The organism is Paenirhizobium naphthalenivorans (assembly GCF_007992095.1).
In the GTDB taxonomy this organism is placed as follows: domain Bacteria; phylum Pseudomonadota; class Alphaproteobacteria; order Rhizobiales; family Rhizobiaceae; genus Allorhizobium; species Allorhizobium naphthalenivorans.
This window is the reverse complement of sequence record NZ_BJZP01000025.1, coordinates 37,268-50,115: the sequence shown is the minus strand read 5'-3', so window position 1 is coordinate 50,115 and position 12,848 is coordinate 37,268. Positions and strand designations below refer to the sequence as shown.

Below are 12,848 nucleotides of genomic sequence, written 5' to 3'. Positions count from 1 at the left end.
CCGTGCCCGATCGGATGATCTCGCCTGTCATCTTCAGGTCGCGGCACCGTGCCGTTTCGCGGACTTTCCGCCGGTTCCGTGAGTGGCTCGATCGGACAAACGCAGCGCAAGGCCGTGAACCGTATCGGTCAAAGGGATTAGGTCCACGGGTACGATCGATCAAACGTCTCAGCCCAATGATCATCTATTTATTTCGCCCGATCATGGAATTCTGAAACTCCGGTGGCGGCAGTTCCGGCCGTGATGGCGCGGGTTCGAAACCTCCGATTACGCCGTTTCAACGATCATGACGAGGGGGCGATGAACCATTCGACGGACTCCAAGGGGAACCATACCCGGTCAACGTCGCGCCGACAGGGCGCGTTGCCCTATGACCGGGACTGCAGCGTTCACGATGTCTTTGGCCAGCAGGCGAGAGCCATTCCCTATTCCAAGGCCGCGGCCTTCGGTGCCCGATCCTTGACCTATGGCGAGCTCGATCGCCTGTCGGACGCGTTGGCGGCCTATCTCATCAAGCTCGGCGTTCGTAAGGGCGACATCGTCGGCCTTGCCGTGCCGCGTGCTCTTTCCACGGTCGTCGCGAAGCTCGCGATCCTTAAGGCGGGCGGTGCTTACCTGCCTATCGACCCGGCCTTTCCTCTCGAACACCTCAGCTATGTGATCGGCGAATGCGTGCCGAAGGTCATCTTCATCGACGACGTCCACGGCGAGCACGTGCGGTCGCTGCCCGAGGTCAGGGGCGTGACGATCAATCTGGAAGCGCTGCTTCCGACCCTTGCCGTCGACGTTTCCATTGGCCTGCCCGAGGTGGGAGGCGGTGATCTGGCCTATGTCATGTACACATCTGGTTCCACCGGGCGTCCCAAGGGCGTCGCCATTCCCCATCGCGGGATCACGCGGCTGGTGCTCGACCAGGACGTCGCCGATTTCGGTCGCGGCGACGCGGTTCTGCACACCGCGACCATCTCCTTCGACGCCACGACCTTCGAGATCTGGAGCGCCCTGCTCAACGGTGCGGCCTTGATCGGCATGCCGGAGGCGAATTTCTCGCTCGGAGATCTCTGCGAGGTCATCCGCGAGAACGATGTCACCGCCGCCCTGCTGACGACCGGCATGTTCAACCTGTTCGCCGATTTCGCGACGGAACCTCTGCCCAGTCTGCGCAAGGTGCTGTTCGGCGGAGAGGCCGGATCGGTCGAACACGTGAAACGCTTTCAGACGTGCCATCCCGAGGTCGTGCTGGTCAATGTCTACGGGCCTACGGAATGCTCCTGCATCGCGACCCTCTACACGGTTCCCCAGGACTTCCAGAGCCTCGAACTGCCCATCGGCGAAGCGATCGCCAACACACGCGTCCTGGTCCTCGATGAGGGACTGCGTCCGCTGCCGGCGGGCATGGAGGGCCAGCTCGCGCTCGCGGGCGACGGTCTTGCCCTCGGCTATTCCCACCGGCCGGACTTGACCGAGGAAAAGTTCGTCATGATCGGGACCCCTGAGGGACCGTTGCGTTGCTACCTCACGGGTGATCTCGCCGTGATGGACGAGAACGGTACCTTCTTCTTCAAGGGACGCCGCGACCGGCAGATCAAGATCAATGGCAAGCGTATCGAACTCGACGAGATCGAAGCCGCCATCCGGCGCGACCCTCGTCTGCTGGATGGCGTGGTAACCTGCCAATCGCAGGGGACCGCGATCAAGCGGATCGTCGCCTATCTGCGGCCACGGCTGGCAAGCGATGTCGGCAATCCCAATTTCGTGCCGGCCTTCATGGAGCGGCTGCGTCACGCGCTTCCGGCCTACATGATCCCCAGTGCCGCGATCGCGCTTGCCGAGTTGCCATTGACGCCCGCCGGAAAGGTCGATCGCGCGCAATTGCCGCCGCCACCGATCGAAGTCGCCAAGCCGGCGGCGCCCGAAAGCCGCAGCGAGGAGATGCTGGCGCGCCTGTGGAGGAATGTGCTTGGCATCCAGGACATTCCGCTCGATCGCAATTTCTTCGATCTCGGGGGGACCTCGCTGCAATTGCTCAGGATGCAGGCCGGCCTTCTCGCCGAACTCGGGCGCAACGTGGACGTGCTCGCGCTCTTCAAGCACTCGACCGTCCGTGAACTGGCGCGGTTTCTCGACGGCAAGATACCGAAGACAGCACGGTCGATGACCACCGATCAAAGGGCGGCTTTGCAGAGAAAGAGCAGGTCCCAATTCCGCAGGAGTGCATCATGAAGGGGAACGGCAAGCTCGTGCAGGGACTGGCAAGCGGCCAGGAACCGGACGAACCCAGCACCGCAGACGGTATCGCGATCATCGGCATGTCCGGCCGCTTTCCGGACGCGCCGTCGGTGGAGGCCTTGTGGTCGCTCATCGAGCAAGGAGGCAGCAGCTTCGGCTCCTTCTCCGCCAACGAGATCGATGATGCCTTCACCGACGAGGAACGCGCCGGCGCGGACTATATCGCGTCACGCCCGTTTCTCAGTGACATCGAGATGTTCGACGCCGAGTTCTTCGGGATGTTCCCGCGCGAGGCAGCCGTCACCGATCCGCAGCACCGCGTCTTCCTCGAGGTCTGCTGGGAAGCGCTGGAAGGCGCGGGCTATGATCCCTATCGCCGCTCGGAAATGGTCGGCGTTTTTGCCGGCTGCTCGATGCCGACCTATCTTCTGAACAACGTGCTGGGCGACCGTGCCAAGGTCGAGGAGTTCACCTCGAACTACCAGATCGGCTGCTTCAACCAGATCGTCGGTTCGATCACAGACGCGCTCGCGACCCGGATCGCCTACAAGTTCAACCTGCGCGGGCCGGCTTTCACGATCCATTCGGCGTGTTCGACATCGCTGCTCGCGGTTTGTCAGGCGTGCCAGAACCTCCTGACCTATAGCTGCGATCTGGCGCTGGCCGGTGGGGTGTCCGTGACGATCCCGCAGAAGCGCGGCTACATTTACCAGGAAGGTGGCATGGTGTCTCGCGACGGCGTCTGCCGGCCCTTCGACGCGGACGCGACGGGAACCGTCTTCGCGAGCGGCGCCGGCGTGGTGTTGCTGAAACGGCTGGACGATGCCCTGCATGACAGGGACAGGATCTATGCCGTCATTCGTGGTTACGGCATCAACAACGACGGCTCCGACAAGATCGGGTTCACGGCGCCAAGCGCGGAGGGACAGGCGGAGGCCATTTCCGTTGCTCTCGCCAATGCCGGGATCGAGCCGGACACGATCGGCTACGTGGAATGTCACGGAACGGCGACACCGCTCGGAGATCCCATCGAATTCGCCGGACTGCAACTCGCTTTCTCCTCGATCGCGGAAAAGAGGGGTGGCTGCGCACTCGGTTCGCTCAAAGGCAATATCGGCCATATGGACGCGGCCGCGGGTGTGGGGGGGCTGATCAAGACCGCGCTGGCGCTTCACCATGCGAAAATCCCTGCTATGGCCAATTATGCGGAGCCCAATCCGCACATCCATTTGAACGACAGCGCCTTCTACATTCCAAAGAGCATCTCGGCCTGGCCCCGCTCATCGGCGCCCCGACGGGCCGGTGTCAGCTCGTTCGGGGTTGGCGGCACTAATGTCCACGTCGTGCTGGAGGAAGCGCCTCCACCCCGACCCATCGCGGAGGGCCATATCGAGGGTCCGTTCATCCTGCCCTTGTCAGCCCGCACGGAGGATGCACTGACGGCGGCGCGCCGTAATCTCGCAGCTCATCTGAGGGCGCATCCCGACATCGTTCTGCCCCAGGCCGCTCGCACCTTGCAGATCGGCCGTCACGCCTTCGCGCACCGCGCCGCTGTGGTGGCGGGCACGACCGCCGAGGCGATTGAGCTCCTCGGCGCCGAACGGGTGAGTAGCAGTCAGGCCGAGGATGTCGCACCGCCCGTCGTATTCATGTTTCCGGGGCAGGGTGCGCAATATGTTGGCATGGGCGCCGAGCTTTGCCGACGCGAGCCAGAATTCGCGCGGTGGATTGATCGCGGCGCCGAAGTGCTAAAGATGAGCCACAACATCGATGTGCGCGACTATATCTGCCACACGGGCCAGGTGACAGAGACGATGGCGCAGGAACAGCGCGAGACACGCATTGCCCAGCCCTGCCTCTATCTGGTTGAGCATGCCATGGCGCGGATGTGGATGAATCGCGGGCTGATGCCCGATGCGATGATCGGCCATAGCGTCGGGGAATTCGTGGCGGCCACCATCGCCAACGCGATCTCCTTCGAGGATGCGCTTCGGCTCGTCGCGACGCGCGGCCGGCTGATGCAGACACAGCCGCCCGGCGCGATGGTATCGGTTCGCTGTGATCCGGAAACGGCTCGGCGCCATCTGCACGGCGGCGCCGAAATCGCGGCCATCAATGCCCCCAGGCTGTGCGTCGTCTCCGGTCCGTTCGAAGATATCGACGCGGTTTGCTCTGATCTGGAAAAGGCCGGGATCGCCTTCAGCCGGCTGCAGACCTCCCATGCGTTTCACTCGGCGATGATGGAGCCGTGCATCGACGACCTGCGCGAGCAGGCGGCGAAAGTGACCTATGGCACAGCGACCGTTCCCTATGTCTCGTGCATCACGGGCGAATGGCAGACGGACGAAGCCGGATCCTCACCCGATTATTGGGCGCGGCATTGCCGGGAGGCCGTACGGTTCGCGGATGGTCTCGGCACACTCTGCAGCGAACAGAAGCCCGTCTTGCTCGAGGTCGGGCCAGGTCGCACGCTGTCGACCTTCGCGGCGCAGACGATCGGCCGCGGCGGCGCGGCGGCCATCGTGCAGTCGATGCCGGAGCACGACCGGGCCGACGCGGCGGCCGTCATTCTGGCGGAAGCGCATGGCAGGCTCTGGGCGAGTGGTTGCGAGCTCGCATGGCCGCCTTTGCCCACCGCCGCCGAGCGCGCCGTGCCGCTGCCCACCTACCCATTCCAACGTCAGCGTCACTGGATCGACGCGCCTCCGCCCGTACGGCGAGGGCCACGCGCGAGCAGTGTCCAGTCCAACAGTCCCGAAGTGAAACCAGCAGGCGAGATTGAAACGATGAACGCCGTGAATCCCTTCCCCACCACAGATCGTATTCCGGAACTGGAGGGGGCGCTGATCACGCTCCTCGCCGACATGTCGGGAGAGGCGCTCGATGCTGGCAGCAGGACGAGCACCTTCCTGGAGCTCGGCTTCGATTCCCTTTTCATCGGCCAGTTCACCCAGAAGGTCGAAAGGCAGTTCGGCGTGAAGCTGTCGTTTCGTGAACTGCTGAGCAATATCCCGACCGTCGGCGATCTCGCCCGGCACCTGGACCTGCAAATGCCGCCTCCGGCGAAGCCAGCCGAAGCGCAGCCGCGGGCGACCATGCCGGCCGTCGCCGGGGCGACGACGGTGTCCGCACCTGCTACGGCCGTTTCCTTTACAGGCGCCCCGCCCGCGGCGGTCGCGCGGATGGATGGTGGTTCGGGCATCGAGGCCGTCATTCAATCCCAGCTGCAGATGGCGCAGGCTCTTTTCACACAGCAACTTCAGGTGCTTCAGGCCGCATCGTCGGCACGCCCACCGTCCCCCCGTGACGCCGAAGTGTCTGAGGCTCCAGAGGCTGCTCCCAGGGTCGCCGCACCTGGGAGCAGCCCCGAGGATCAAGCCGAGTTCGGAGGAGAGCGCATTCGGCTCTACCGGCCCGACGCCAAGGTGGCCGCTCCCGCGTTATCACCGGAAAAGCAGCAGTTCATCGAGGATCTCATCGCGGCCTATGCGACGAAGAACCGCCGGTCGAAGGAGTTCACCGAGAAGAACCGGCGGCGCCTCGCCGATCCCAGAACGGCGTCCGGCTTCCGCGCCGACTGGAAGGAAATGATCTTCCCGATCGTCTCCGACCGTTCGAAGGGTGCGCGGATTTGGGACATCGACGGTCATGAATACATCGATCTGGTCAACGGCTTCGGCCAGACCGCCTTCGGGCACGCCCCGGATTTCATCGTTGAGGCGATGAAGACGCAGATCGACGCGGGTTTCGCCATTGGCCCGCAAACGCCCCTGGCGGGCGAGGTCGCGGAAATGATCTGCGCGACGACCGGCCATCAGCGCGTGACGTTCTGCAACACCGGTTCGGAAGCCGTGATGGCGGCAATGCGCGTGGCGCGCACGGTGACGGGCCGAGACTATATCGTCGTGTTCGCCAATGATTATCACGGACAGTTCGACGAGGTGCTTGTGAAGGGCCGCAACCGGTCCGCCAAGCCCGTCGCGCTGCCGATCGCCGCGGGAATTCCGGCGAACTCCGTCTCGAACATGATGGTGCTTCGCTACGGCGCGCCCGAGAGCCTGGACTGGATCCGCTCCAACGCGGGCGATATCGCGGCCGTCATTATCGAGCCGGTGCAGAGCCGCCATCCGGAATTGCGGCCGGAAGAGTTCGTTCGCGGCCTCCGGGAGATCGCCACGCGGGAGGAATTCGCGCTCGTGTTCGACGAGGTCGTGACTGGATTCCGCGTCCATCCGGGTGGCATGCAGGCCATCTGGGGCATCAAGGGCGACATGGCGACCTACGGCAAGGTGATCGGCGGTGGCATGCCGATCGGCGTGCTGGCCGGCGAGCCGCGCTTCATGGACGCCCTCGATGGCGGTGACTGGAACTACGGCGACGATTCCGTACCGATGGTGGCGCCGACCTTCTTCGCCGGCACCTTCGTGCGCCATCCGGTCGTGCTGTCGGCCGCCCGGGCGGTGCTCAGGCACATCAAGGGCGAGGGAGCCGCGCTCTACGACCGCGTCGCCGAGCGCACGCAGGCGCTCATCAGCGAGATCAACGCCGATCTCGAAAAGCGCGGGATCGCTCCGCACCTCCAGGGCTACAAGAGCTGGTTCGTGACCGATTTCAGCGCCCAGGATCCGCTCGGAGGACTGATCTATCCCTACCTGCGCCTGAACGGCCTGCATATCCAGGACGGTTACCCATGTTTCCTGACGACGGCGCACAGTGAGGAGGATTTCCGCTTCATCGCCAAGGCCTTCCGCGATGGTGTCGAGGTGCTTCAGGCGGTGGGCATCCTCTCGCCGAAGGGGGCGGAAGGCCGTTCGACCGAGCGCGCATCAGCGCCGGCTGCGACGGAAGAGACGCAGGGCGGACTGGAAAAGACCGCGGGGCCCGACACGGCGCCGCTGACGGAAGCGCAGTCCGAGATCTGGCTCGCGGCGCAGGCCGGCGCCGAGGCCTCGTGCTCCTTCAACGAGTCCTTCACGCTCAGGCTGGACGGCGTTCTCGACGAGGCGGCATTCGCCGGCGCGTTCAAGGCCGTCATCGATCGCCATGACGCGCTGCATATCCGCTTCGACCGCTCCGGCGACCGGTTCGGCTTCATTCCCGATTTCAACCTCGACCTGCCGGTCCTCGATCTGAGTCAGGAGGACGACGGCGACGCCATCCTTCGAGAGCTCGTGGCGGCCGAGGCGCGCGTTCCCTTCGACCTGGTCAACGGACCGCTTGCCCGGGCCACGCTGGCGCGGCTCTCCGGCGACAGGCACGCCTTCGTCTTTACCGCCCATCACATCGTATGCGACGGCTGGTCGATGAACGTTCTCATCGAGGAACTGTCCGCCACCTATTCCGCCGCCATCCAGGGCGAGACCGCACGGTTTGAGCCGGCGCTGTCCTTCGCGACCTACGCGACCGAATATGCGCCGAAATCCGAGCCGACGGGGGAAACCGCGCGCTTCTGGCTGGACCAGTTCAAGGACATCCCCGAGGTCCTGGAAATGCCGTTCGACCGGCCGCATCCGGAGCGCCGGACCTTCTCCGGCGGCACCTGCACGAAGACGATCGGCAAGGAGGTCTACAAGACGCTGAAGAAGCGCGGGGCGGGGGCGGGGGCCACGCTGTTTTCCACCCTGCTCGCAGCGCTCCAGGTCATGGTTTCACGCCTTTCGGGACAATCGGACGTCGTCATCGCGGTACCGTCGGCGGGACAAAGCCTGCTCGATGACGAAGTCCTTGTCGGCCATTGTGTCAATCTGCTGCCGCTGCGCCAATCCGTCGTGGCCTCGTCCTCGTTTACGGATCACCTCAAAACCACCCAGCAACTGGTACTGAAGGCCTTCGAGCACCAGGACTATACCTATGGCACGCTGGTCAGGACGCTCAACATTCCGCGCGATCCTCATCGGTTGCCGCTCACGGGCATCCAGTTCAATCTTGAGCGCGTCGCCTCCAATGCCGAGTTCGCCGGTCTGACGGCGAATGTCGAGCCCAATGCGAAGGCGTTCTCCAACTTCGACATGTTCCTGAACATGATCGAGGGCCCCGAAGGCATCCGCATCGACGTCGATTACAACGCCGACGTGCTCGACCCCGAGACGGTCGACCGCTGGATTGGCCACTTCACCACGCTGGTCACCGCCCTGGCCGAGAGCATGGAGCGCCCGGTCGCAGAACTGCCGCTTCTCTCCGAGGCCGAGCTCGACTGGCTGGCGAATGGTCTCAACCGCAGCGAGGCGGACTATGAACGCGGCGAGACGGTCGTTTCGCTGTTCGCGAGGAAGGCCGCCGAGCAACCCGACGCCGTCGCCGCGATCCATCGGGAGAAGGCGATCACCTATGGCGAGCTCGAAGCGCGCTCCAACCAGCTCGCCCGGCACATCCAGGCCTGCGTGCCGGAGCGCGGACAGCGAGTGGTCGTGCTTGTGGATCGTTCGCTCGGCATGCTCACGGCGCTTCTCGCCGTGATGAAGGCCGGTCATGCCTATGTACCCCTCGATCCGGAACACCCCGAGGCGCGCCTGCGCCAGACGCTCGAAACCGCGCGTCCGGTCGCGATCGTCTGCGACAGCGAGGCCATGGCGAGGCTCGGCAGAGAAGGGGTGCGCGTCATTCGTCTCGACACGGAGAGCGAGGCCATCAAGGAGCAGTCCGAGGCTCCGCTCGCGGACCTGCCGACCGACACGGACGCGCCGGTCTACGTGATCTTCACCTCGGGCTCCACCGGAACGCCCAAGGGCGTCGAGGTCTCCCACCGGGCGCTCGTCAATTTTCTCACGTCGATGGCGCGCGAACCCGGCTTCACCAAGGACGATACGATCGTCGCGGTGACGACGGTTTCCTTCGACATCGCGGGGCTTGAGCTCTATCTGCCGCTGGTAACCGGCGGCAAGGTGGTCATCGCCGATCGCGGACAGGTCCAGGACGGATTCGCGCTTGTCCGGCTCGTGCGCGAGAGCGGGGCCACGGTGTTGCAGGCGACGCCGACGCTCTGGCAGATGCTGGTTGAGGCCGGGATCGGAAAGCAGAGCGGCCTCAAGATGCTGTGCGGGGGCGAGCCGCTTCCGAAGGATCTGGCGAAGGCGCTCGCCGGAGTGGGCGCGGAACTATGGAACATGTATGGCCCGACCGAGACAACAATCTGGTCTTCCCTGCAGCGTATTCGCGACGACGATGCCGCGATCACGATCGGACATCCCGTCGCAAACACCGAACTTCATATCATCGACGGTAATGGCGGGTTGGCGCCGGTCGGTGTCTCGGGGGAACTGTATATCGGTGGAGACGGCCTCGCGCGCGGCTATTTCGAACGGCCGGACCTGACCGAGAGAGCCTTTGTCCCTTGCGACATCGGGTCTGGGGGCGTCCGTCGTCTCTACAAGACGGGCGATGTAGGAAAACGGCTGCGCGATGGTTCTCTGCAACTGCTGGGTCGCCGCGACAACCAGATCAAGCTGCGCGGCTTCCGCATCGAACTCGGCGATATCGAATCGGTCGTCGCCCAGACTCCGGGCGTGCGCCAATGCGCCGTGGTCGGCGTTCGCAACGGCAAGGGGGATCCGTCGCTGGTCTGCTATTTCGTCACCGAGCCGGGTGCTTCGGCTCCGTCCGGGGAAAGCCTCGCGGCGCGGGCCCGGGCGCAACTTCCGGCCTATATGGTGCCGGTCCATTGGCGGATCGAGCAGGCCTTGCCGCAGACCGGAAACGGCAAGCTCGACCGCGACGCGCTGGTGAAGCGCGGTCTGCCGCAGCGCGAGGCGGTAGCAGTCAAGACCGCGCCCCGGACCGAGATGGAAAAGAGGCTCGCCAGGATATGGATGGCGGTGCTCGACATGGATGACATTGGCGTCGAGGACAATCTCTATGCGCTTGGGGCGGATTCGCTGACGATCTTCCGCATCGCCGCGCGCATGCTGGACGACGGCCTGCCACTCGAGGCCAAGCACCTGCTGCGTCATCCCTCGATCGCGGAACTGGCGGCCTATGCGGAGGAACTGGAAGAGACGGACGTGGAGGCCACGGCCTATCAGATCCCGTCACTGGCTAATTTCCGCAATGGCGCGCGTCGTGGAATGGGGGTCGTCTGATGAATCATATGGGAAACATCACCTCGGCCCCCGATGCGACCACGGCGATCGTCGGCGAATTCCCCTGCACCCAGACCCAGCTGCGCTGCTGGGTCCTCGATCAGCTAAAGCCAGGCAACCCGGCGCTGAACGTTGCGGTCCGCTGGGAGATTCGCGGGGATTTCAAGGCGTCGACGATCGAGGCCACGTTGCGCACGATCATCCAGCGTCACGAGATTCTGCGCACGCGCTTCGTCGAACGGAACGGCAGCCCCTATCAGCAGGTCGTCGAAGGCGTCGACTTCCGGCTGTCGGTAATCGATCTCCGGGGCATGCCGATCGAGCAGCACGAACAGCGGATTCTCTCCATCGGGGAAGAGACTGCGTCCGCGCCCTTCAACCTTGGCCGGCCTGGCCTCATACGGGTGTCGCTGCTGATCGTCGAGAACGAACGCGCCTTCATTCTGATCACCGCGCATCAGAGCTGCTTCGACGGATGGTCGATCCGCGTGCTGGGCAGGGAGGTCGGGGAAATCGCGGCGGCGCTCGACGCGGGGCGGGCACCAAATCTTCCGGACCTCGCCCTGCAATACGGCGATTTCGCACTGTGGCAGAAGGCCTATCTGGACAGCTATGGTTTCGAGACCGAGAAGACCTTCTGGCGGGAACAACTGGTCGGCGCGCCCTATTTCGAGGTGCCGACGGATCATCCGCGCAAGGCGCAGAAGACGAACAACGGGAATATCATGTCGGTCGTGAAGCCGCTGGAATTCGGCGAGCGGATGGAAAACGCCGCCCGCGAGAACCGTGTGTCGCTCTACAGTTTCGGCGCCGCGGTGATGAGCGCGATGCTACACCGCTATACGTGTGCCGGCGATATCCTGTTTGGCACGCAGATCGCCGGGCGCGACCAATCCGACCTGGAAAACCTGATTGGCGTCTTCATCAACAATCTGGTGCTTCGCTTCCATGTCGCACCGGAGACATCCTTCCTCGACCACTTGCGGGCCGCGAGCACGGTCGTGGCGGCCGCGCTCGATCACCAGCGCATGCCGTTCAACAAGTTGGTCGAAATGGTCAACCCACCCCGAGACCCATCGCGCAATCCGCTGATCTCGGTCAACTTCAATCTGCAGAAGGCCTTCCTCGAGGATCGCCGCTACGGTGCCTTCGAACTCGTTAGCGCTCCATCGCAATCACCGGGCGTCATCTATGACCTGAGCTTCATCATGATCGGCCGTCCGTCCGGCTGGCGGATGTCGATCGAATACAACACGGATCTCTTCGACCGAGGGACCATCGAACGGCTGTTGCAAATGTGGCAGGACGCCTACGAGCTTGCGCTTGGCCGGCCAACGGCGCCGCTGTCGTCGCTCGTCGCTCCCGGGGTGGTTGTTTCCTCAGACCAGACCGGCAGCCGCGTGGGGACCGTGCCGGTCGTCGCCCTCTCCAGCGCTCGCGCCGGTCGTGTTGAGGCGGCGGAGATGACCGCGCGGGACCTGCGCGCGCCGGTGTCTCCATCGGATCGCGTCGCGACCCTCACGGATATCTGGGCGCGGATCCTCGACGTCAAATCGGTCCGGCCGGAGGATGATTTCTTCGCGCTTGGCGGGCACTCGCTGCTGGCGCTCCGCATGCTGTCGGCGGTGAAGGAGCAATGCGACGTCAGGCCCAATCTCGAGCTGCTTTTCCGCGCGCCGACACTCGGCGCCTTTGCCCGCGCGATATTCGGCGACGACACGCCGGAGGAAACGGTCGACAAGTCCACCGGCGCCTGGGAAACGACCCTCTACAAAGCGGGGTCCGGCCGGTGCGCCGTCTTCACGCTGAACCATCCCTTCCTCTACTACCGTCTCGCGAGCGAACTCGCCGACACCATCTCGGTCTACAACGTCAATCTTCTCCGAGGGGCGTCGTATTCCTGCCTGGACGAGCCGTCGCTTGAGCGGGTCGCCGGGGACGCGATCGCAGCGATGCCGCTCGCGGAGGTGACAGGCCCGATCGCCGTGGTTGGCCTTTGCGTCAACGGCGTGCTCGCGGTGGAAGTCGCGCGACAGCTGAAGGCGGCCGGCAAGGACATCGCCTTTACCGCCGTCATCGATTCATGGGCGCCGGGCTATTTCCGTTCGCTGCCGAAGGCGCGACAGCGCTGGTGGAATACCGAGAAGCGGGTGCGACGCATCGGCTACTTCACCGGAAGGCTGCTGACCGGGCGCATGCGGCTCGTCGCCTTTCTCCGGGAGTTCAACGCCACGCTCAAGCTCCTGCGGATGCTGGGTGCCAAAGCCGCCCAGCCTTCCTCGGAAGAGCAGGCGAACGCCGATGCAACGGAAATCCTCGTCCGGGCGGCACGGAACTATCGGGCCACGGAAGCTCGCGACCTGCAGCTTTTTCGCAGTCAGGCCAATCATCGTCGGGCAGGCGCCGTGCGGTTCGGCTGGGGAGATGCCCTTGATGGTGATGCCGGTGTGATCGACCTCACGGGCTGGCATGAGAATTCCCTGACCTTCGACGGGATCCGCACGCTCGCCGCGTCGATCGAGGAACGGTTGCGAGCCCGCTGAC

General features: G+C 64.4%; 3 protein-coding genes. All 3 read left to right on the top strand.

The features are described from left to right. Positions 1–300 precede the first annotated feature (300 nt). The 3 genes from RNA01_RS18990 to RNA01_RS18980 are packed head-to-tail and all read left to right on the top strand — an operon-like array spanning position 301 to position 12,847. A complete protein-coding gene (locus tag RNA01_RS18990; RefSeq protein ID WP_147181739.1) occupies positions 301–2,223 on the top strand; it encodes a non-ribosomal peptide synthetase in 1,923 nt (640 codons plus the stop codon). Beyond that, on the top strand, positions 2,220–10,304 hold the full coding sequence (locus RNA01_RS18985; protein ID WP_147181738.1) for a hybrid non-ribosomal peptide synthetase/type I polyketide synthase: 8,085 nt from the start codon (positions 2,220–2,222) through the stop codon (positions 10,302–10,304). The genes RNA01_RS18990 and RNA01_RS18985 overlap by 4 nt, the downstream gene beginning before the upstream one ends. Continuing rightward, the gene (locus RNA01_RS18980) at positions 10,304–12,847 is read left to right on the top strand and encodes a condensation domain-containing protein (protein ID WP_235916766.1); all 2,544 of its coding nucleotides are present in this window, start codon (positions 10,304–10,306) and stop codon (positions 12,845–12,847) included. The genes RNA01_RS18985 and RNA01_RS18980 overlap by 1 nt, the downstream gene beginning before the upstream one ends. Position 12,848 lies beyond the last annotated feature (1 nt).

What these genes read in the sequence shown, in the direction of transcription:
- RNA01_RS18980 (WP_235916766.1), top strand. Translation starts at nt 10,304, where the DNA reads ATGAATCATATGGGAAACATCACCTCGGCCCCCGATGCGACCACGGCG.
- RNA01_RS18990 (WP_147181739.1), top strand. Translation starts at nt 301, where the DNA reads ATGAACCATTCGACGGACTCCAAGGGGAACCATACCCGGTCAACGTCG.
- RNA01_RS18985 (WP_147181738.1), top strand. Translation starts at nt 2,220, where the DNA reads ATGAAGGGGAACGGCAAGCTCGTGCAGGGACTGGCAAGCGGCCAGGAA.